Here is a 22,701-nt window from a genome sequence, read left to right as displayed (position 1 = left end):
TCAAAACGATCCGCCTCCGCTAGTATGGTACTCTATACGTGGAATAGCTGAACAAAAAAGGTAGATCAGACAGAAGAGGTTTTTCGTAGTGCATGGTAAAAATGTTCAGCAATGATTTCTTTTGTGTATGAAAGCTAGCTATTCCTGATGTTAACTATCCATGCTGTTTTGATTCGAACTGCTAAACCAACCTTTTACAATAACGGAATGATCGTGTCATCAAGGGATAGATATACTATTTCGTCCACCGCAACAGGATGTTATTTCATTCATTCGCTGTAGAATCCAAATTCAGCGGAGACCAACCACGTAGACTCCTATGGGAACAGGGCGAGCTGAAGATCCACTTGAAAAGCGGTCTTCTTTTCAAGTTAGCTGAAGCCGTCCCCATGGAAAGCGGAGTGGTTGGCCGGAGCGGGAGTTATGCACTATCATTCGTTCAAAAAAAGCTGATTTAATCAAAAGCAAGCACAATAAAGAAGAACTTGATAATCCGGAAATAGCAAGATATATATTCTTAGGTGTAAAAGTTGAGGTAATAAAGGAATAAATCATATCATCATCCATTTCTATCAAAATTAAAGGCTGCCTCTACATAAGCAGAGACAGCCAGCCATTCATTTTATTATTTAGTTCCACCAAATTGTTGCTCAGCCATTGTTACTAATCTTTTCGTGATTTCTCCACCAACAGATCCGTTAGCACGAGAAGTTGAGTCAGGACCAAGTTGAACACCAAATTCCTGAGCAATTTCGTATTTCATTTGATCAAGTGCTTGTTGCACTCCTGGAACAACTAATTGATTTGAGTTATTGTTTGCCATGTTGTTCACCTCCTTGGTACTTATAGAATGTGCCAAGCAGGATGAAAACATGCATTTATTATTTTGGTAATTTTTTCTTTATCTATTACTTAGAATAGATCTGTAAAATCTTCATTGAATAAAGTCTTCTCCGTTACTTTTATTGTCTCAATACCCTCTATCGCTTCTTCAATTGATGGCGTAAAATCATATCTCGACTCATAAAAATTCACTTTATCCCGCTTCGGCTTTGTTTTTGGAGACTTCGGTACAAAGATCGTACAACAATCCTCATATGGTAAAATGGATGTCTCATAGGTTCCGATATCCTGTGCAATGTGAATGACCTCATCCTTATCCATCGCAACTAATGGACGAATAATTGGATAATTGGTTACTTCGTTGATCGTATGCATGCTGTCCATTGTTTGACTTGCTACCTGTCCAAGATTTTCTCCCGTAGTCAGAGATAAAATCCCTTCACGTTCACAAAGCTGTTCACTGACCCGGAACATAACGCGGCGCATAATCGTCATTGCATAATCATTAGGCATCTCTCTAAAAATTTCCTGCTGTAATTTTGTAAACGGAACAATATGCACCTTGATTGATTTTCCATATTTGGTCAGTTGCTTTGCTAAATCTAATACTTTTTGTTTGGCACGTTCACTTGTAAACGGCGGAGAATGAAAATGAATGGCCTCTAAATGAACGCCTCTTTTCATTGCTAAAAAGCCGGCAACCGGACTATCAATACCGCCTGAAAGTAAGAGCAGTGACTTCCCGGAGGTCCCAACCGGCAATCCGCCCCGGCACATAATTGTTCCACTCGTAATATAAGTAGCTTCCTTCCTTATCTCTACTTTAATTTCCAAGTCAGGATTGTGTACATCTACGGTAATTCCGTCTGTATTTGTTAATAAATGACTGCCTAATAGATGATTCATTTCGCCCGAGCGTTTTGGGAAATCTTTTTTTGTTCGACGGACGCTCATTTTAAATGTTTTCACATTTGCTTCCTGCTGCAACGCATAAAGCGCAGCTTCTTTCATTTCTTCTACATCATTCTCCACACGAATTGCTAAGCTCAGGCTATGAATACCAAAAACATTACGTAATTTCTCCACGATTGGTTCTGGATCATTGCCATTCAATAAAACAAACATTCTGCCTTGTGTCCGCATTACCTTGACACCATCAAATTCTTTTACTTTTTGATGAATATTATCATGAAGCTTTAATATAAATTGTTTCGCATTTTTTCCTTTTAACGCTAATTCTCCATAACGGATTAATATATGATCATATTGCATATTATCTACCTCAATACTTCTTTAAATTGTTGAATTGCTTTTTTTAATTCTTTCACAAAAATAGCTACTTCTTCTTCTGTATTCTCATAGGAAAAACTGATTCGCAAGCCGGAAGAAGCAATATCATTTGCTTTTCCACAAGCAACCAGCACATGACTCTCTGCCTGGTCACGGGAGGAACAAGCCGACTTTGTAGAAATATATATTTCCTTCTGACTTAAGCTATGGATAATAACCTCTGGCTTTATACCCGGAACGGAAAAATGAACAATATGATGCGCTCCATCCGCCGGGCTATTTATTTCAATGCCCTCCATCTGATAAAGTTCTTCCATAAGCTTATCATGCAGTTTTTTTAAAATATTACGCTGCTGTTTTTCTTTGATTAATCGTAATGCTTTTACAAATGACACAGCACCAGCTACATTCTCCGTCCCTGAACGTATACCAGATTCCTGACTGCCACCGTGAAGAAGCGGATATAATTTTGCTGTATGATTAACATACAAAATTCCTGTTCCTTTTAGTCCATGAATTTTATGACCAGAAAAAGTGCAGAGATCAATCCCTGTATCTGCAAGCTTTAAAGGAACCTTCCCCAGCCCTTGAACAGCATCCACATGAAATAATACTTTCGGATACTTTTGTAAAACATTTGCAATTTCTTCAATCGGTTGAATAGAACCAATTTCATTATTCACCTGCATCATCGTCACAAGGATTGTATCCTTTCGAACGGCTTTTTCAACCTCGGCTGCAGAAACCGTTCCATCTTTTGTCACTGGCAAATAAGTAATTTCAAAGCCAAACTTTTCCAGGCTCTCGCAAGTATCATGAATCGATGGATGCTCCGCCGTAGTGGTAATAATATGTTTGCCTCGTGATTGATGCTCCAGAGCGACTCCTTTGATTGCTGTATTATTTCCTTCTGTTCCTCCTGAAGTAAAAATGACTGTTTCTTTAGGAACATCAATTAAATCTGCTGCTTGTTGCCTGGCTGCCTCCAGCAATTTTTCTACTTGTCCACCTAGAGGGTGTATGGATGAAGGGTTAGCGAAGTAATGAGCGGATACTTTTGTAAAACTGTCAATTACTTCTGGATGTGGTTTTGTGGTTGCGCTATTATCAAAATAAATCAAAGTGTCCACCTTCTTATACGGATTCTAAATGTGTAAACAAAAATGTAAGGCTGACCTAAGTAACGAATTTTCCATTCTTAGCGACAGCCTTCTTCTATTTCTTATATTATAGTAACTGAAAATCTCTACTTATACAAAGCGGGAAACTTAAGATGCCTTACACTCTTCAAGTATTCACTTTTGGCAGAATACCTTCGTCTCATTTATACAAATAAGGATAACTCGATACTCCTATTTGCCAAAAATAATATTATTTGCTTCTCTCCGCTTGGTACGATTCTATTTTCTTTAAAGAGCCTGGTTCAACCTCTTCCACTGCATTGGCAGCATGCTCTAACGAAAGCTCATATTCAAAATTACGGAATAACCGCTCTGCTTCCTTCAATTTATGATCCAACTCAGAATTTTTACTTCTATAACGGTTTGCATATTGAATTACCTGTTCTGTCAAGTAAGCCTGATCCAACATCATATCCACTTGCTCATAAGCCTGTTCAATGGAGCCTTTCGCTTCTGTCAATGCGTGCTGCACGCTGCTCATATCTAATGGATAGGTCTCTAATGCTTCCATTACTTTATTGTTTTTTTGTACTGCTGTTTCAAAACGGGTCCAGATATAACTCGGCACTCCCGGGATATTGCTCTTTTTGATTTTTCTATTTAACTCTGTTAGCTGCCCGCGCATTTCTACCAATTTATCCCTTGCTTCCAGCTCATCTTTCCGTAAATTGGCAATGGATTTTTTAAAGGTTTCATGCTCCTCTTCCAGCTCTTCAATCTTCTTAAAACCTTCTTCAATCCCTCTTTTCAATTCCGAATGGGATTGTTTATCATCTTCAATCCCTTGCTCTAATGTTTCTACATGATTCTTCAATGCTTTAATCGCTTTGCCCATGGTTTGGAAACGTTCCATATCATCATCTTCTACGTAATAAGCCTTTTGAATTTCTTCTACTTCTAACTTTGCAGCTTCAAACGTAGCGCTGATTTGTTCCACAGAATCTTCATACTCCGGGCTTTTCTGTTCCACATAGTTTTTAGCGATTGCTTCACCTTCTAAAGCTTCGTACATTTCTAAAATACGAGACTCTATTTGTTGAAGTTGCTCTTCCACATCTGTTATATTTGCCGCTTCAAGTTGAGATTCCATGTCCTCCAATTGCTCTTGATATGTAATAATTTCTTTTTCAAAACCTAAGTGTTTAATTCGGTAGCCATCTTCCCGCATCTCTTTCATACCGGAAGAAAGATTTGTCAATTGAGATGGTACTTCCTGCTTCACCTGTTTAAGCAGATCAGGAAAAATTTCTAATTTATTTTCCACCGTTTCTGTACTTTCCTTTAATTCCTGAATGCTTTCATTTGCTTTTAAATAATCACCATCTTCAATAAACGCATCGTACTGCTCCAGCATTAATTCTAATGCATCAATCTCTTTGTCAAATTCCTTTTCAGCCTTACCATATTGGTATCTGGATTGGGAAAGCATGCTTCTTAATCCTTTAATTCTTGGCTTAAGTTCCTCTGCACCTTCACGTCCTGCTTCTTCAGCATGGAGTAAGTCCTCTAATTCTGAAATAATTTCTTTGATTTCTTCTTCAATTTTTTCTAAAGAACTTTCTGCCTCATTTAAAATCTTCTTTGCTTTCGGTACAAGAAAACGATCAGCCGCTTCCTCTGCACTCATCAAATAATTATCCACGTCAGGCAAGGATTTTGTTACGATTTTTTCCCATTCTTCTTTCCATTCTTCAAATTTTTCTAATGTTTCACCAGAAAGATTTAATGCTTTAATCTGCCCAATCTGCTTGGCAACATCTCTATCCGTTATTTCTAATTTCCAATTTTCTATATAGTCTACTTGATCATAAACGCGTTTTCTTATAATTAAAGCAACTGTTAAACATACAATAATCGCTAAAATAATCCCTACAACGACAGCCATACTTTGCCTCCCAACCGATAAACAACTATATAAATATATCAATAACTATAAAAATCACAATAATATATCCTTTATAATATCATGTCTTCTGCTCTTTTGGCTAAAGAAAATACATTTTTCTTGCTGATTCTACAACTTTTTATCATTATACAAAGAAAAATGGATGATTTTTTATTATTTACTTCTTTTTTCCATGCTTATATTCGTATTAAATTGAATCCATTTCTGTATACTTCGGGTATATTTTTTAACAAATTGTTCATGGGCAAATTCACCTACGACCTGATCTTTCCAATCGGAATGTAAAATATAAGGAGTAATCAACATTCCTTTCAACTGCATAAATAAATACCCTTTTTCGTCCTGATTTACACTTTTTCCTACTGTCTCCTGAAATAATTCTTTTAAGTAATAATTTTCTTTGGCTAAATATGTAACGGTCATTTCTCTGACAAACACAGAATCAAGAGACAACTCGCGCTGAATAAAACATGTTAATTGATGATTCATTTGCTTATAATGTATAATTGTAAAAATTAATTCATTTAACCGATACATAGCAGGGTCATCTTCTGTTCTTTTTAGTGATTCTTCTATCTCTACTAAGTATGCTTCATAATAGTTGGTTACAGCATATTCTAAAAGGCCTTGTTTGCCTTTAAAGTAGTAACTGATTAACGAAACATTTACAGAGGCCCGGTCAGCAATATCACGTACAGAAGTACCATGAAATCCTTTTTGAAAGAATAGGGAGGACGCAGCATCAACTACTTTTTGCTTTGTTACATTATTTTTCATTCTTCACTCAACTCCTTACTCTATTCATACGACAAAGAAGGGAATAAATCCTTTAATCGATTATCGACAAAATTATCGGAATGTCGTTATTTGTCACTTTCATACATCACAATTGCTATTTTACTTTTAGGAGGTAATATAAAATGTTTCAACAACTTGATTATTCCGGAGAAAAAACAAAAGACTATGAGCTTCTTATTAAACAGCTGGATGCTTTATCCACAGGGGAAACAAATCAAACGGCTCTATTAGCAAATGCTTCCTCCCTGCTTAACCATTTTTTAGATGACATAAACTGGGTTGGATTCTACTTATCAGAAAACGAGGAATTGGTTCTCGGCCCCTTTCAAGGACTGCCAGCATGCATTCGCATTCCTTTTGGAAAAGGAGTTTGTGGAACTGCCGTTTCCGAGAATAAAACACAGCGCATAGCAGATGTACATCAATTTCCTGGTCATATTGCTTGTGACGGAGCTTCAAAATCTGAAATTGTTATCCCTATTTCCCGCAATAATAACATTATCGGTGTTTTAGATATTGACAGTCCGATCCATGACCGATTCGATGTGGCTGACCAGGAAGGGTTAGAAAAATTTGTCACACAGCTTGAAAAACATTTATAACGCTCTTTTTCACACAATAAGAAAAATAACTTTTGATATATTCATTATAACGGATAAGAGCACATGATGAATCATTTTTGCTTTTATAAGAATAACATCTTACTTAAACAATCTACCGTATGTTATTTTCTGCAACTTTTTGTTGACAAGCGTACATGTAAATTATATACTATAGTTTGTGTAAAATAATAAGGTGGCCTAAGTGAGTCGACGCTTGCACTCATTTTGTTCCTTTATAGATCTATCTTAAAAGGTGTATCGTGTAACTCTCTGCTACTGGAGCGATGGTACATGAAAACAAAATGAACATCGGAACGATCACGCGCGTTTTATTTTATACAAATAAAACATAAAGGAGGAAATGTCCTATGTCACGTTATACTGGATCAGTATGGAAGAAATCACGTCGTCTTGGCATTTCATTAACTGGAACTGGTAAGGAATTAGATAAACGCCCTTACGCTCCTGGTCAACATGGACCGAACCAACGCAAGAAACTATCTGAATATGGCTTGCAAATGCAAGAGAAGCAAAAATTACGCTTCATGTACGGATTGAACGAACGTCAATTCCGTAACCTGTTCAACAAAGCCGGCAACATGAAAGGTATCCACGGTGAGAACTTCATGATTCTTCTTGAATCTCGTCTTGATAACCTTGTTTACCGTCTTGGTCTTGCTCGTACTCGCAGACAAGCACGTCAGCTAGTTAACCATGGTCATATTACAGTAGATGGCGGTCGCGTAGATATTCCATCTTACTCTGTAAAACCTGGTCAAACAATCGGTCTTCGTGAAAGATCTCAAAAGCTAGATATTATTACAGAAGCAATTGAAGTGAACAATTTCGTTCCTGAATATACTACTTTTGATGCTGAGAAAAAAGAAGGCACTTATGCCCGCTTCCCTGAGCGTTCTGAACTTCCAGCTGAGATTAACGAACAGCTTATTGTTGAGTTCTACTCTCGTTAATTCTGCTGCTTTGCAGAGAATAACACTAAAAGCCTTAGAAACGTTGTTAAATCAATGTTCTAAGGCTTTTTTGTGTTATATAAACTTTGCAGGATATTGTAAGAAAATGAAACGATATGGGGCTCTTTTGGGGCCGCTGTGGGACCATAAAATAATAAGCGGGTAGACAAATTTTTGAGACGAATTGTATTAAGTTTAAACTGTTTGATTTTAAACTAAAACAATCAGAGGAATTACAATGAAGATTTATACAAAAGAAAATAAATGGGTAGCATAAGTTACAAGAACTGATGGCAAAGACTATAAAAGAACAAAGTGTATTGGAAACAGTAAACCAGAAGCTATAGAAAGAATTACTTTAAAATTTGTGAACGAATTTATTCAAAGAATTAATATAAAAAATTTAACAGTTGAACGCAAGAAACCTATGCCAGGCATTGACATCTTAGTAGTAAGTGAAGATGGTCGGATTTCTGTAATGGTACCTACTAAATTTGTATTAAATAAATCATTTGAGAACATTTATAAAAATGTGAAGATTGAAATAGAACAATGTTAATCAAATAAAGAGAGGTCTCCCCTCTCTTTTACTTTTTGTATTATCATCTTCCGTTATTTTCATTATCCAGCAATATTTTCGCATAATCCGTTATCTCAGTAGTTGAGCTGAAAACATATTTAAAAATAATCGCCACTAACGATAACATGTTTCCGAAAGCTGCAATTGTAACAGTCATTAGCAATGCAAGAGGAGTGTCCTCTGAAAATCTGAATAAGAAAGTCCATGTCAATATCATTAAACTAACAAAGATGCCTATTATGATCCAGTAACTATATTTTCTGAGCGTTTGTTTAGCTTTCAACTCATCCAAAATATGTTTTCTGATTTTATCGCTGTGCTCTTTAAATTGAAGATTTGTATCATATTCGTTTACTGTTCTGCTATTTACTTTCATATACGGACTCTCATGAGAGTCCGTATATTCTTCGGAATTAAGGATTTCATCAAATTCATCAAGTAAATTGTCAATTTCTCTCTCTTTCATTACTCAACGTTAGCCTTTTCAATTTGAATTTTTGCAACTTGAGGCGATACTTTATATTGATCAGCTAATGCATTTCTCATCAAACTTATATTAGGATATTGATTTTTTAAATTCTTCACTTCATCTACCGGAAGCAACAATTCGGAAGCAAATTCATTCGCTTGCCTTTCCCTAGCTTTTTCAGTTTGAGAATAGTTTATATCCGCTCTATAAGTTATTTCAGCAAAATGATGATCTATCCTTCTTCCAGGGAGCCATTTCCAATGCAGTAGAATATGTCCTAATTCATGTGCCATAGTAAAGCGACTTCTGAATTTTGGTTCGTTTCCATTTATAACTATTTCCGGCCTGCCAGTGTTTTTATTTACTCGAGCGAAACCACTGACTCTTCTTCCTTCTTTTTCTAAATCTGATAAATCAGAATAGAGAATGTTTATGCCTAATAGTTCGATACTAATTTCAATGTCTTCAATAATTGATTCCAAACTCATTGATGGATATTCTAACCTTAATGCGTTGACAATCTTTTTGATTTTTAATTGAGTATCATTCATCTTAGACACACCCCCTTTTAATTAAAGTATATAAAATTTGGACTAATATTGATAGTATAATGAAGTAATTTAACAAAAACAAATTAATAATCTTCTCCGTAGCATGCATCTATGCACCGATACTCCTATTCACCAGGCCACAGTATAAAATGTTTTCTAATTTAAAACTACGGACCTATTTACAATAATAACAATAAGCCAGCACCTTTTTATTATCCAAACCCACTACTCTTATAATGCGCTGGCTGACATTCCCCTTGTCATCAATGTAATAAAATCATGATTTTTTCTTTTTTATTTAACGACTTAATTAATAATCTGATCATATTTATTCCTCCATAAAATATTATTTGCGAATGTTTGTTCTTATTATAATATAAATATAGCAAAAAAACAAGAACAAACGTGCTGTTATCATTTAATAAGGAGTGATTGTTTCTGAAAGTAAAAAACGTAACTGAGAATTAGAGGTACATAGTATGGCAAATGAAAAAAACTTCTCAATGGCCAGATTCTGAATTTAAAAGTTATGACACCAGATAGTATCTAAATTCACACTCGATTCAGTATCGAGTGCAATGATTACAGTAGGAGTAAAGGAATCATTTCACCTTATATCTAATATTTTTTCATGGTATAATAACCATATAATTACATAAAGCAAACACATAAAGATTATTTCTAAAAAGAACGTTCTAAGGAGGTGTTATATTGAAGAAATTTCAAGGTGGGCCTATAGTAAATAAGAAAAGTGTTTCCACTGGGGGCACTTTTCTTGCTGTATATTGTTTTTTTGACGCAACAGAAGGACATTTTCTACCTGTTTCTATACGTTGGACACTTTTCATTATCGCTATTATCCTAATAATTTCTAGTAATTTTATAGCAGAAAAAAAGCCAGATCAATAGTTTGGTCTGGCTAGTTGAACATCCTAAAATGTTTCTACATAACCTAAATAACTATCTACACAATTTCATAATAATTCCTGTTTCCTTTGTTTCACTAATTACTTATAAAATAATCCTTAAACTTTCAAATAAAAACTTGATTTCGTTTTATTAGACATAAACGAACCCCCTTTTTATTTAACCATAATAAGTTAGTTTGTTATATATAATATTTCTGTTACTTTATATACCCAAAATCTCCCTTGATTTAACAAAATAACAATTAGCTATTTAGCTTTTAGAATATTTTCTATTAAATTTTTCCCAATACTTCCTACTTATATGATATCTTAATATATATGCCTTCTAAAAGAAAAACAGACTATACATATTACATAAATTTCAACTTAAAGAAGGCTTCTAAAATCTTTAAAAAAGGAGAGTGTTTGTGGTTGTATTGTAAATCTTGTGGTAAAGAAATACCTGAGGATTCTACTTTCTGTAGATATTGTGGAGAGAAAGTTGAAACTAATGAAAACGAACCTAATTCACCTAAAAAGGGTAATTGGAAATTGACTTTCGGTATTTTGGGCGTTTTCGTTATTATTGCTGTAATTACTACCGTATTTTTATTGAATAAGAACGAAGAAGAACCTGTTGCTTCTGCTGATAGTACAGAAGAAGTTTCTGCTTCTACGGATGACAAAGAAAAAGAAGAACAAGATGAATCTGATGAACCAAAAAATTTAGAAACGGATACATCAATAAATGATTCAGAAGAAGAAAGTTCACAATCAGTTGTCGGTTCTGATGAAGAAGCATTTGAACACGTTTTTAGTGCTGTGAGATCAGGATTTTCTGGCCCTTTCCCTCCAGAAACGGAAGCATTTGAAGACCCCATATTTTATGAAAATGGAGCTTGGGATAATACTATTTCTTCTAATGAAATTGACCCTGACCAAGAATTTTACGCGGGTTATTACAAGATGTTTCCTGGTGAAGAAGATGAATTCATATGGATCAACTATTTAGTGGCTAAAGATACAGGAGTTGTACTTTTAAATTATGGTGAAGATATAGGTGATCCGGATGTCGAACAAAACTTATATATTATTCAAGATGACGGAAGTGTAGAACGATATTATCCTCAACCTGCTGTCGATTCCGAAGAAGACGCTAAAACAGAGTTAGAAGATGCTTTGAATTTGTCTTTTGTAGATCTTGAAGATTTTGTTACAGAAACGAATCCAAGCCCTTATTTAGAAGTGGTTTTTAACGATTTCCGGGAAGACCCTGAAACTTGGGATGCTTTAATAGAAAAATACGATATTAATCCGGACCAATCTTTTTATTATGGTCATTTTCAAGTTTATCCTTTAGAAGAAGTTTACGAAATATGGGCTTTCTTTATAGTTGCTCAAGATTCTGGTGAAGTCATTTTTGATTTTGGTGATTTCCAGGAGCTTTATCAAATTCAAGAAAATTCTTATATAGAAGCAGTCTCTATATAAGATTACTTTGGGAGTATAACTTAAACTCTGGAGTAAGATCCGTACAGTTTCGTTACACTCCCCCCTCTAAGTTCTTTTCTTTACCAAGCGTGTTGCACTTTCTCTTAAAATTATTTGTTACGGTTGAAAGTATACTGTCTCATTGTCATTGTCTGCATATGTCAAATCAAATTCTGTTCCTTCTATATTTACCGTAACTACATTCTCTGAGTAAATCCTTTGAAAGTCAGCTTGTGTTTCAGCATTAGATAAAGCATCTGAATTATAAATACTTTGTGAATCAATTTCATAAATTACTTCTAAAACTCCATCTTTTGGTAAATAATCTTCCTCACCTACTTCTAATGAGACTAAAGATTTTAATTCATTTTCACCGCTATTAGGGATATTTTTTTCTACTATTGTTCCATAGGCTTCTGCTTGTTCACCATTTACCAAAATATTTAAATTGGAAAATGAATCCACAGCATTTTCTAACTTCATATCTTCCTCTAATAACACATAAAACACGATAAAAGAATTATTAAATATTTGCGATTTCTTCTCATTAAACTCCTCTTCAAGAATACCCTCATCATTGTATACCTTACTTTCAATCATTTCACCATCAAATGAATAAACAGCTAGTTCCTCAGGTTTATCTTGCTCATCTACTTCAAGTTCCAAATAAGGTAAGTTTATATAAATACCTTCATAATGATTAAGTTCTGCGGGAATCAAATGTCCAACACCAGGATATCCTATTAAATAATCTCCTATTCTTTCAAAACCTTGGGTATCTTTATGATAATTATTTAAAAATCCACTCCATACCTCTGTCTTGACATCGTTCTTATATGTTCCTTCATCATCTGTAAAATCATTATGTCTATTTAACTCCATCAAAGGCGTTATCGATACATAATCTTTATTATTTTCTGCTATTTTATAATGTAAGATTGCTTGACCTTTTAGAAATTCCGAATCGGTTTCAGAATACATAGATCTGAATAAATAAGCCCTGCTATGCTTTTCTCCAAATTTTTCTTCAATAAACTCATGATCCACTTTATCTAACTCTTCATTTTCGATTGCTTCTCTTAAAGCCGCACTTGCTTCTTCAATACTTATTAAATCGTCAATACCGGCTCTTTCTTCTAACTCTTTTCTCTCTTCTTCACTTAATCCTTCTGCTTCTTTACCAGCTGTTTCTCCTGCTGTTTCTCGATTATTAAAATACAAGATTAAAAATACCGCTAAACTTAATACGATTACACCGCCTATTACGGTTAACCATTGCTTTTTATTCATGCCATTTCCCCTTTTTTGCGTTCCCTTACCATAAGATTCTCTTTAACTATTTTCTACACTCGTCTTGCTGTCTGATTTATATCATGTTGCATTTTTTGCCTTTGTTCATAATTTTTATTGCTCATCAGACCAACTACTAATAAAATAAACCACCCAAATATGGTCCAGCTGAAAAATAAATTGAGAATAAATATTAACCATTTCCATTCACTATAACATAATAAAGTTGGTAAATAATAGATAAGATTTAGTAAAACACTTATAAATACTATTCCTACACCAAAACTGGATAAAAATACATCAAATCCTTCAAGAAAATCTGTCATAATACCAATATTAAATAAAATTGCGCCAACTATTAAAAGTGGTAACGTACCGAATAAAATAATAATTATATTTAGCGCTTTCCCTTTCTTTTGCAATTGAAATGGCTCGTATGTAGTCGCTGGCAATTCTTGTTCATTGGGATTATCCTGTACAAAATTTGATACATATTCCGGTTTTTGCTTTGTTTCTTGTTCTTTTGTACTTGCGTTTTCCTGATTCACAGGAACAACCGTATTTTCTATGGATATCTTCTCAAATTCTTCTTGTTGTTCTGCTAACTTTTTGTCTAGCTCTTCTTGCTCTTTCTTCTTTTCATTTATTTGTTCCATGACCTTATTCATTTCTGCTTCTTTTTCTGCTATATTTTCTTTGAAAAATGCTTTTCTTAATTCTATTTCAGAAGCTAATATAGTTGTCTTTCCCAATAAAGCTGCACAGTACGCTAAAATGATCATCCCTAAAAATACTATCCATCCTGTTACATTAGATACGGTGTTTAAAAGAAAAGTAAGAATGAATCCTAATAATACGGTTAAAATATTTGCTTCTAAAAAATATACAACCTTTTGGAAATTGTATGTTGTTGGTTTCATTTTTTCTAAGATACTATCCGATTTTTCAGACGTAATTAATTCACCGCATTTCGAACAAAATTTACTATCTTCTGTTAACTTATTCCCACATTTTGAGCAATACATTTTGAACCTCCGCTAATTCATTCTTATGTTATTTATCGTTGAAATATAAATAAGTAAAATTAATAGATATATATCCTCTCCTTCATTTAGTCTAAAATCCTTATTAACTTTTCCATAAAACTAGGATAATAATAACATAATATCCTTTATATTCATATCATTTATCAAATCTATTTTCTCAATTATAATATTTTTTAGTTCATTAGATGTACTAATAAATAATATATTACATTTGTTAAACTTGTAATGATATGTTAGATGATTTTATTATCGTTATCCATACAATAACTTAACTCATGATACTTCCCTTTTGTCTTCACGGCTTATTAAGCAACCTAATTACGACTAATCTCTACAAAAATTACCGTCTGACGAATGTTTGTTCTATTTATAATATAAATGTATCTTAGAAATAAGAACAAGCGCACTGTTATACTTTGACAACAGGAAGGATGATAAAAGTGGAAGATTGCTCTATAACCTGTGTTACGCCTGAATATTACGACTATAAAGACAGAAAAATAGTCAAATGGTTAGGAATGATGTTAAGTGATCATACAGAGGCTTTAAAAAAGGAAAAACATAAAGTCACAGAAATAGAACCAAAAGAAGAAATGAAGATAGAGGAAATCTCTGAGGTACTGCATATAGCTTATGTAATGGGCTTGCCTGTCGCAATCCAAGCGAATACCATAAGAAACGGAAGCTATTATAAAGATGTGCAGTGTAAGATAGCCAGTTATGGCGGCGGCAAGATACATCTGTATGTGACAGATGGCAGGAAAACCAGCTGTGCTATAGAAGAAATTCGGAATGTTGAATTTATGGATGTTTTGGACTGGTACGGTAAGAGGGTATGACGTTTATTTTTATGGTCGATTTTTCATAAAACCCTTATAGAAGATGTTATTGTATGGTACAAAGAAAATGAAACAGAAAAAATCAAGAAAAGTAATTTTTCCAGGACAGAGAATTGGTGTTTCAGCCCTTTAAATATAGATAAACACACGTTTGATTTGGGACGTCAGTTTTTATTTGCGTTTGGCTCAACCACCTGTCAGGACGACCTCTTCACTCATATATCCATCCTTGAAAACACCTAATACTTGACACATCTTCTCTACACGAAATTCGTGGTAGTGTTCTTGGAAAAATCCATAGATTATCTCTACTTTATGGCAAAGATGCCCATCGCCTTTTTTAAGATAGCTACTTCCTCTTTTAAATCACCGGTTCGCTTATCTTTTTCATATCCTACTTAATCTTTGGATCTGCTATTCTCGGTTTCTACAAAGTTATCCTCTTGGTCCTCTTTATACTTCGCTACCCGTTTTTGTAGCCTCTAGGGTACTAAGTCTAATTCCTTACTACTACTGCTGCTTTCCTGCCATCTGAGACACCCCAAGAGATTATTATATTTATTACAAAAATCCTCATTTGGGATGCCCAATCATTAAACTTTAATCGTATCTATTCCAACAACAAACTAGTCTGTATAACAACCTAAGACCTATTTGACAAGTTTTAAAAAACAATTGATTAATTTGAAAACGACTTTAGTAACTTTAAATAAAGTCAAAGTCCGATTTTATATCTTCTACATCGCTCATTATACATATGAAATCTTCATAAATTAGGCTCTACAACACCTCTATTCAACCACTATGGCTTTATCTACAACTAAACAATCGACAATACCCTTGCTTGCGATAAATTCATTAAAAACTTTGCACTTTCTTTCTCTAACACTTTCTTATTAATGATTTGATAACTAGCCTTTAACAGTTCTAATCGATCAAAAAGCTATCCAGACTCTCCTATTGGAAATATTACTCATCTCTTTCCATGGAAAAAGTATAACTATACAAATCATTTCGAAATACACCAGTTTCATAAAGAACTGGTAACCCATAATTATCGTAAGTAACACGCTCCATCGACAAACCTGCTGAATTTTTACTGATACCTAAATGTTTAGCTACTTCTGCATTAATAATTGTTGCATTTATTGTATGTGTTGCAGAACGAATAACCTTTCCAAATTCCTGCTCAATGAAGAAATATAAAGATCCAGGAATATTAAAATCCTCGGTAATTCCAATATTTAATGGAATATAACCACATACATATAAAATTGGAATATCATTTCCTGAACGAATCCTCTCAATAAACAAGACTCGATCACTCATATCTATGTCTAATTTTTGAGCAACTTCCTCTGTAGGTTCAATTATTTTAGCTTGCAATAAAGTGCTACCAGGAGTCATACCTTTTTCTTCCAATTCTTGAGACAAGCTTTTTAAATTTGGCAAAACAATATGACTCTCTGGATAGCTAATTGAAATAAAAGTACCTTTTCCGGTAATCCTCATTAGATATTTTTGTCTAACTAATTCTTCAAGAGCTTTTCGTATCGTAGCTCTACTCATTTGAGTTTCTTCCTGTAATAAACTTTCAGTTGCAAAAAAGCTGCCTGGTTCTAATTCTTTATTTACAATAACCTTATAAAGCGAATCATAAAGTTGTTGATACAAAGGCAAAGGATTATTTCTATTAATTGTTTGTAAACTTCTCTTAATTGGCTCAGCCAACATTTTGTGATCAAAATAATTAGCGTCCTCTTTTATATGGAAATTTTGCATAACTTACACTTCCTTCTCTAATTCAACAGCACTTTTTTAATAATTTACATGTATATTTTAACATAATAATTTAACATGTATATTCTAACATAATAATTAAAATAGACTGAATAATTAATTTGACAAAATATATTCTGTATCTTAGTATGATTATACGTACAAACGATTAAAATATCAATATAAAGGATTGTTTTTTCAGTTAAGATAAGATTTTTCTAATAAATTCAACAGTATAAGATATTCACTAAAATTACACTTGTGTACCTGGTTTCACCAACATAAAAAAGGATTTTAATTATCCTTATATATTATATATTTTAATCGTTATAATAAGTCTATTAAGCTGCTAATCGGCATAAAGAAAGGGTTGAACAAATAATGCTAGTTTCTATGAAAAATATTTTATTTTAAGCAAACAAAGGAATTATGGTGTAGCTGCACCATATATTTTCAACTTAGAGACTGTTCCTACAGCTTTTAAAGCGGCAAGGCTTCTAAAGTCTCCAATTATACTGGATTTTGTGAGCGTTCATTCCATTGAAAAAGTTTGTGAAATCGCCCGTTTCTATGAAAGGAAATATCTTGAAGTTATAGTCGTATTAAACTTAGATCATGACAATACCTATGAACAAGCTATTCGTGAAATTTGTGCAAGTTACACTTCGGTTATGATTGACCTTTCCACTCTTCCATTCCAGGAAAATGTTTTAAAAGTACGGGAAATTGTTAAAATTACTTGCTCTGTAGGTGTTTCTGTTGAAGCCGAACTTTGGCCACGTGGAGTTGGACATGAATATAGTAAAACGAGGGATAGTGGTTTAACCAATCCTAAAAAAGCGATCGAATATGTAAAACAAACGAATGTTCACTGTTTAGCTGTTGCAGTTGGCACATGTCATGGTACTTAAAAAGGAGAACCACGGTTAGATTTTGAACTCTTACAAAAATTTAATAGCATTTTAGAGGTTCCGGAACAGGTGATGACAATCTTAAAAGAGCTATTAACACCAGGATTTAAAAAGTGGATCTATTTACTAATTTAAGCTAACAAGGTATGCAACATTTAAAAGCTTACTTGATGGAAGTTAACAATAAATCAATTAAATCAGAACTGCAGTCAGATAAATCTAAAAGTAAATTTGATGATAATCCAGATTTAAATATTTTTAACAGCATCAAACATATCAAAGAAGGTTATAAAAAGCGCTCATACGTTTCATAAATTTATTCGGCTTTGTTGACAAGATTTAAGTTACAGCCCCTTAAAGCTAATAAATTTATTGTACTGTCTGAATTAATAGGACTAGTCTGTTACAAAATAAGTAAATAATAATCAATAATGAGGTGTTTACATGGTTTATATTAATGGAGAATGGAAACAAAGTGAATCAAAAATGGAAGTACGTAATCCTGCGACTAACGAGGTTATTGAGACAGTTTCTACCGTAGGAAAAGTGGAAACAGAAGAGGCAATAAAAAGTGCAAAACAGGCCTTTAAATCTTGGAAAAAAACAACTTTTACAGAACGCGTTACCTATTTGGAAGAAGCCGCTAGATTACTAGAAGAACAAAGTGAAGAATTAGCACAACTTATTACAAAAGAAAACGGTAAACCTATTGCTGATGCAAGATACGAAGTAAATGACGGGATTGATTTCTTACATTGGTATGCAGAAGAGGCAAAACGCGTATATGGTGATGTTCTTCCAACAGCCGCAAAAGATAAACAACTTTTCGTGATAAGACGTCCAGTTGGTGTATGTGCAGCAATCACTCCCTGGAACTTTCCGTTTTCAATGATTACAAGAAAGATCGCTCCTGCCTTAGCAACTGGTTGTACTATAATCTTAAAACCAGCATCTGCTACACCTTTGTCAGCGATTAAAGTATTTGAATGCTTTCATAAAGCAGGATTGCCAGAAGGGATCGTTAATCTTGTTATAGGTAAAGCTAGCGAAATTGGAAACACATTAACAAAGAGTAAAGATGTTAAAAAAATCACTTTTACTGGGTCTACCGATGTTGGTAAATTATTACTAAAAAACTCTGCTGAGACCGTTAAAGCCTCTTCGATGGAGCTTGGAGGCCACGCGCCATTTATTGTCTTTGCTGATTCAGATATCAATGTTGCTACAGATGGTGTTTTAATGACAAAGTTTACTAATTCTGGACAAACCTGTGTTAGTACAAACAGAATTTATGTTGAAAAAAGTATTGCTGAAGAATTCACTAGTAAGCTAGTACAGAAAGTAGAGGAATTAAAAATAGGTAATGGTTTAGATGAAGACGTTAATGTTGGCCCTATTATCGATAGTAATTCCTTCGAGAAAATTATGAATCAGATTACTGATGCTAAAGCGAAAAATGGAGAAATTATCTGTGGTGGTAGACAATACGATAATAAATCAGACGGTTATTTTATAGAACCTACTATTATCGTCAATGCAAATGACGACATGTTAATCGCCCATGAGGAAACATTTGGACCAGTTGTTCCAATCTTTACATTCGAAAATGAAGAAGAAATTATTGAAAAGGCAAACCATACTCATTATGGTCTAGCAGGATATTGTTACACAAAGGATTTAGGGCGTGCGTTTAAAATGATGGAAGAATTAGAATATGGAATGGTTGGTATAAATGATCCTGCTCCATTTGCCATCCACACTCCATTCGGTGGAGTGAAAGAAAGTGGGCTTGGCCAAGAGGGGGGCAAATATGGTCTAGATGCGTATTTAATTACAAAATATGTTTCATTTAATACAAATTATTAATTACAGAAATAGAGCAACTTAACGAATAACGTTAGGTTGCTTATACTACTTACTAAAAAATATAGCTTAAAAAAGAAACATCTAAAAGGAAAGGAAGCATCTTACTTGAAAGAATATACACTTGAGAAACAAGAATTGGGAAAAGATAATACCAATGTTCTTATAATTGTAGGGATTTTCTTAGTTGCTCTTAACTTACGGCCAGCCTTAACTTCTATAGGACCGATTATGGGAATTATTAGAGATGAAATAGGCTTTGCAAATTGGAATGTTGCATTACTTACAAGTTTGCCATTAGTAGCTTTTGCTGTTATGTCAATTATTTCATCATATTTAGCTCAAAAATATTCAAATGAGAAAACATTAATTTTTGGATTAATAATATTAAGTATGGGGATCATTTTTCGCTCTTCTACTATGATAATCTTTTTATTTCTTGGTACACTACTTATTGGAATAGGAATTGCGGTTTGTAACGTCCTTTTACCAGGAATTATTAAAGATAAATTTCCTGACAAACTATCCATAATGACCGGATTATATTCCTCAATAATGGGAGTTTCCGCTACTGTTGCTTCAGCAATAAGTGTACCAATTGCCAAAAACATGGGATTAGGTTGGAGAAATGCTCTCTTAATTTGGGTAGTACCTGCAATTTTGGCATCTTTTTATTGGTTAGTGATTATACGACGGAAACCGACGCATCGTATACAAGAAAGGTCTATAGAAAAAATAAAGAATTTTCTGAGATCACCCTTCGCCTGGTTTATTGCTTTTTTTATGGGGTGTCATTCCCTTTTATTTTATATCACCATCTCTTGGTTCCCTGAAATATTAATTCATTTCGGGGCTAATAAAACAATTGCTGGTTTCTTATTATCCTATTTACAGTTAGTGGGAATAGCTTCTAGCCTACTCATTCCACTTATAGCAGGAAAACTGAAATCTCAGATAGGCTTAGTTATCAGCTTAAATATTTTATTAATAATTGGAGTTATCTATTTATTGTTTTATCATAATGATATAAGTTTTATTATCTCCACAACACTGATAGGAGTTTCTTTAAGTGGTAACTTTACAATTGCCCTTCTATTACTATCTATTCGTACTAAAAATACAAAACAAGCTACACTTTTATCCGGTATGGCACAATCAACTGGTTATGCTTTAGCCGCTTTAGGACCTATAGCGGTAGGCTTCATCTATGATATTACAAGAGATTGGACCATTCCCTTATTCTTACTAATATTACTTGCCATTTGCAGTTCTCTTTTAGGATTGAAAGTCGGACAAAATAAATTTGTTTAAAATAAAATTTCAAGAGTACAAAAGGATTATTCAAGGAGTACTCTGGTAGTGCCATTCGTTCTACCGGAAAGCTAACACCTATGCAAAAGACTAAGGAGCTTAAATGGGATAAAATTCATAAAGATTTTGGAAATATGTTGTGAATTACAACTAAATTGTTTGAGTACATAAAGGAAAAATTCCAAAATCAAAATAACAGTGGAAATCCGAACTATAAACAAATCCCTTAAAATTTGAATTCATAGTTCGGATTTCTCAATAAAATTTGTAACAATATACCATAATCAAATAGTACAATTATTTAAAATCAGCTAAAATCATCATCAATACTTGGATCAGCACCTATTCGACCATTATGATCAAGATTAGCAAGCTTATCCATATCCTTTTTCTCAATAAAGAAATCAAATAACTCAAAGTTTTTCTTAATTCGTGACGGTGTAACAGATTTTGGAATAATAATTGTATCACACTCTAAATGCCATCTTAAAATAATCTGGGCCGGTGTCTTATCATATTTTTGAGCAAGTTCTTTAATCAGTTCATCTTGTAAAATTGTTCCTTTGCCAAGAGGCGCCCATGCTGTAACAGCTATTTCTCTTTCCTTACAAAAGCCTTTTAATTCCCTTTGCTGGAGATATGGATGACATTCTACTTGATTAACCATTGGCATTACATTTACCTTATTTTCAAGTTGTAAAAGATGTTTTTTGTGATGATTAGAGACACCTGGTACACGAATAAGTCTTTCTTCATACAATTTTTCAATTGCACGATAAGTATCAATAAACTTATCAAATAGTGGCCAATGGATTAAATATAAATCGATATAATCAAGTCCCAGCAAGCTCAATGATCGGTCAAATGCACGTAATGTTTCATCATATCCTTGTTCATCATTCCACACTTTAGTAGTAATAAACAGATCTTCCCTTGGAATTCCAGATTGACGAATTGCCTCGCCAACTTCTTTCTCATTTTTATAGTAGCTAGCTGTATCAATTGCTCGATATCCTACTTTTAACGCTTCCTCAACAGCATTTATTGTTTCTTTTGAATTTGTCATTTTATAAACACCGAGCCCGATCCGTGGCATAAGTACATCATTTCTCAATTTTTTCAATATCATTTTTTAATGTACCTCCATTTTTTGGTGACTTTTATCACTATTCGTAGAAGACTAAAAAAACATATTTAGTCAAAAACTATTATACTGGTTTCTCCTTGTGCTCTTTTTCTTTATCTTTACTCTTTTGATAACTTTCAACAGCTTTAGTAATTACTTTTCTTACAGGTTTTTTATAACTGTTAAAGTTTTCAACATTTATACTCAATAAGTTTTCATTTATTAGTTCTTCACAATTGTCCCATGAAGAAAAAAAAGTTGCACCAGACATCAATAGACAGTCTTTAATATTGGCTTCCTTATCTAATTGAAGCATGATAATAGCACCAGAAAAAATACCTTTCTTTCTCTCCACTAATACATTTCCTGTTTCTAAAAACTTATTATAGTGGGTATGCAATACTTTTGTCTGTTTCATTTTAAAAAACCATTGTAAGATAACTAAAATAATAAAGAATAAAAATAGGATCTTCATTTTCTCACCTACTTAATAGTAATTTCCCCAAGATTGGATAAATCGCTTTCAAAATTCGGTGTTAAATGAATATGACCAGGTAATTGTGCTTCCTTTGCACCATCAAAACATAGTGAGGCATGTCCAAGTGAATAGAGGTTTTCATTAGCAACATCGCCAACAGCTGTGACCTCATATGTACGGTCTGCGATAGTCACAACATCACCTGACTCTACATGTCCATCTAGCTTATTTTCTTTGGTAACAACACAAAATGGTTTTAAATCTTCCGGTGCACTTTGGTTAAAAAGAATTAATAACCCAGTTTTCAACATATCATCAACATTTGAACCAACTTCTACAATATTTACGTTATATTTCAAGTACATTACCTCCCTAAAAACATTGACAATAAATATTTTAACATATTATTTATCTTTTCTTTTTGATATTGTATAGATCTATGATTGCACGCATCATGTTAGCAGTAAT

General features: G+C 33.5%; 23 protein-coding genes and 1 pseudogene. 10 read left to right on the top strand and 14 right to left on the bottom strand.

Annotation, left to right across the window (positions count from 1 at the left end; genetic code table 11):
• Positions 1–625 precede the first annotated feature (625 nt).
• From BN986_RS10545 to refZ, 5 genes are all read right to left on the bottom strand, one after another.
• The gene (locus BN986_RS10545) at positions 626–823 is read right to left on the bottom strand and encodes an alpha/beta-type small acid-soluble spore protein (protein ID WP_040979745.1); all 198 of its coding nucleotides are present in this window, start codon (positions 821–823) and stop codon (positions 626–628) included.
• A gap of 89 nt (positions 824–912) precedes the next feature.
• Positions 913–2,115: a tRNA uracil 4-sulfurtransferase ThiI gene (thiI, locus tag BN986_RS10540; protein ID WP_040979744.1), complete on the bottom strand. Its 1,203-nt coding sequence runs from the start codon at positions 2,113–2,115 to the stop codon at positions 913–915.
• 5 nt (positions 2,116–2,120) lie between these two features.
• A complete protein-coding gene (locus tag BN986_RS10535) occupies positions 2,121–3,254 on the bottom strand; it encodes a cysteine desulfurase family protein (protein WP_040979743.1) in 1,134 nt (377 codons plus the stop codon).
• A 250-nt stretch (positions 3,255–3,504) separates the two neighbouring features.
• The gene (gene ezrA / locus BN986_RS10530) at positions 3,505–5,199 is read right to left on the bottom strand and encodes a septation ring formation regulator EzrA (protein WP_040979742.1); all 1,695 of its coding nucleotides are present in this window, start codon (positions 5,197–5,199) and stop codon (positions 3,505–3,507) included.
• Between the two features lie 174 nt (positions 5,200–5,373).
• Positions 5,374–5,997 carry a forespore capture DNA-binding protein RefZ gene (gene refZ, locus BN986_RS10525; protein WP_040979741.1) on the bottom strand — a complete coding sequence of 208 codons (624 nt, stop codon included), beginning with the start codon at positions 5,995–5,997 and terminating at the stop codon, positions 5,374–5,376.
• A 143-nt stretch (positions 5,998–6,140) separates the two neighbouring features.
• Between refZ and BN986_RS10520 the strand changes: the two genes are divergently transcribed.
• The 3 genes from BN986_RS10520 (at position 6,141) to BN986_RS26990 (ending at position 8,150) form a co-directional block, all read left to right on the top strand.
• Positions 6,141–6,620, top strand: a complete 480-nt coding sequence (locus BN986_RS10520) for a GAF domain-containing protein (protein WP_040979740.1) — start codon at positions 6,141–6,143, stop codon at positions 6,618–6,620.
• Between the two features lie 368 nt (positions 6,621–6,988).
• Positions 6,989–7,591, top strand: a complete 603-nt coding sequence (gene rpsD / locus BN986_RS10515; protein ID WP_040979739.1) for a 30S ribosomal protein S4 — start codon at positions 6,989–6,991, stop codon at positions 7,589–7,591.
• Between the two features lie 367 nt (positions 7,592–7,958).
• Positions 7,959–8,150, top strand: a complete 192-nt coding sequence (locus BN986_RS26990; RefSeq protein ID WP_148417105.1) for a hypothetical protein — start codon at positions 7,959–7,961, stop codon at positions 8,148–8,150.
• Between the two features lie 43 nt (positions 8,151–8,193).
• Here BN986_RS26990 and BN986_RS10510 read toward each other — a convergent pair whose 3' ends face one another.
• Complete coding sequence (locus BN986_RS10510; protein ID WP_040979738.1) at positions 8,194–8,637, bottom strand: hypothetical protein; 444 nt, start codon at positions 8,635–8,637, stop codon at positions 8,194–8,196.
• A complete protein-coding gene (locus BN986_RS25725) occupies positions 8,637–9,191 on the bottom strand; it encodes an ImmA/IrrE family metallo-endopeptidase (RefSeq protein WP_052400751.1) in 555 nt (184 codons plus the stop codon). The genes BN986_RS10510 and BN986_RS25725 overlap by 1 nt, the downstream gene beginning before the upstream one ends.
• A gap of 711 nt (positions 9,192–9,902) precedes the next feature.
• Here BN986_RS25725 and BN986_RS10500 point away from each other — a divergent pair.
• Positions 9,903–10,100 (top strand): hypothetical protein, encoded by a 198-nt coding sequence (locus tag BN986_RS10500; protein ID WP_040979737.1) that lies wholly within the window; start codon positions 9,903–9,905, stop codon positions 10,098–10,100.
• A gap of 338 nt (positions 10,101–10,438) precedes the next feature.
• Positions 10,439–11,590: a zinc ribbon domain-containing protein gene (locus BN986_RS10495; RefSeq protein ID WP_074435653.1), complete on the top strand. Its 1,152-nt coding sequence runs from the start codon at positions 10,439–10,441 to the stop codon at positions 11,588–11,590.
• A gap of 117 nt (positions 11,591–11,707) precedes the next feature.
• On the opposite strand, the gene BN986_RS10490 is transcribed toward BN986_RS10495, so the two are convergent.
• Entirely contained in the window at positions 11,708–12,880 is a 1,173-nt protein-coding gene (locus BN986_RS10490; protein ID WP_040979735.1) for a hypothetical protein, read from the bottom strand.
• A gap of 53 nt (positions 12,881–12,933) precedes the next feature.
• Positions 12,934–13,905, bottom strand: a complete 972-nt coding sequence (locus BN986_RS10485) for a zinc-ribbon domain-containing protein (RefSeq protein ID WP_040979734.1) — start codon at positions 13,903–13,905, stop codon at positions 12,934–12,936.
• Positions 13,906–14,357: 452 nt separating this feature from the next.
• Between BN986_RS10485 and BN986_RS10480 the strand changes: the two genes are divergently transcribed.
• Positions 14,358–14,765: a YolD-like family protein gene (locus BN986_RS10480; RefSeq protein WP_074435652.1), complete on the top strand. Its 408-nt coding sequence runs from the start codon at positions 14,358–14,360 to the stop codon at positions 14,763–14,765.
• Positions 14,766–14,903: 138 nt separating this feature from the next.
• On the opposite strand, the pseudogene BN986_RS28085 reads toward BN986_RS10480, so the two are convergent.
• Positions 14,904–15,342, bottom strand: a pseudogene (locus tag BN986_RS28085) (IS3 family transposase); the annotation flags it as partial.
• A 392-nt stretch (positions 15,343–15,734) separates the two neighbouring features.
• A complete protein-coding gene (locus tag BN986_RS10475) occupies positions 15,735–16,547 on the bottom strand; it encodes a GntR family transcriptional regulator (RefSeq protein ID WP_040979733.1) in 813 nt (270 codons plus the stop codon).
• A gap of 404 nt (positions 16,548–16,951) precedes the next feature.
• Between BN986_RS10475 and BN986_RS26700 the strand changes: the two genes are divergently transcribed.
• From BN986_RS26700 to BN986_RS10460, 4 genes are all read left to right on the top strand, one after another.
• Positions 16,952–17,455 carry a class II fructose-bisphosphate aldolase gene (locus BN986_RS26700; protein ID WP_081922183.1) on the top strand — a complete coding sequence of 168 codons (504 nt, stop codon included), beginning with the start codon at positions 16,952–16,954 and terminating at the stop codon, positions 17,453–17,455.
• 146 nt (positions 17,456–17,601) lie between these two features.
• Positions 17,602–17,769 (top strand): hypothetical protein, encoded by a 168-nt coding sequence (locus BN986_RS27355; RefSeq protein ID WP_187378545.1) that lies wholly within the window; start codon positions 17,602–17,604, stop codon positions 17,767–17,769.
• A gap of 130 nt (positions 17,770–17,899) precedes the next feature.
• Positions 17,900–19,321, top strand: coding sequence for an NAD-dependent succinate-semialdehyde dehydrogenase (locus BN986_RS10465; protein ID WP_040979732.1), 1,422 nt, complete (start codon positions 17,900–17,902; stop codon positions 19,319–19,321).
• A gap of 105 nt (positions 19,322–19,426) precedes the next feature.
• Positions 19,427–20,629, top strand: a complete 1,203-nt coding sequence (locus BN986_RS10460; RefSeq protein WP_052400748.1) for a CynX/NimT family MFS transporter — start codon at positions 19,427–19,429, stop codon at positions 20,627–20,629.
• Between the two features lie 307 nt (positions 20,630–20,936).
• On the opposite strand, the gene BN986_RS10455 is transcribed toward BN986_RS10460, so the two are convergent.
• From BN986_RS10455 to BN986_RS10445, 3 genes are all read right to left on the bottom strand, one after another.
• Complete coding sequence (locus BN986_RS10455; RefSeq protein WP_040979731.1) at positions 20,937–21,758, bottom strand: aldo/keto reductase; 822 nt, start codon at positions 21,756–21,758, stop codon at positions 20,937–20,939.
• Between the two features lie 79 nt (positions 21,759–21,837).
• Positions 21,838–22,230 carry a transcriptional regulator GutM gene (locus BN986_RS10450; RefSeq protein ID WP_040979730.1) on the bottom strand — a complete coding sequence of 131 codons (393 nt, stop codon included), beginning with the start codon at positions 22,228–22,230 and terminating at the stop codon, positions 21,838–21,840.
• 8 nt (positions 22,231–22,238) lie between these two features.
• Complete coding sequence (locus BN986_RS10445) at positions 22,239–22,592, bottom strand: PTS glucitol/sorbitol transporter subunit IIA (RefSeq protein ID WP_052400747.1); 354 nt, start codon at positions 22,590–22,592, stop codon at positions 22,239–22,241.
• Between the last annotated feature and the right edge of the window lie 109 nt (positions 22,593–22,701).

This window comes from Oceanobacillus jeddahensis (genome assembly GCF_000750635.1).
Lineage (GTDB): Bacteria > Bacillota > Bacilli > Bacillales > Amphibacillaceae > Oceanobacillus > Oceanobacillus jeddahense.
The sequence above is the reverse complement of the archived record's forward strand: the minus strand, read 5'-3'. Positions and strand labels throughout refer to the sequence as shown.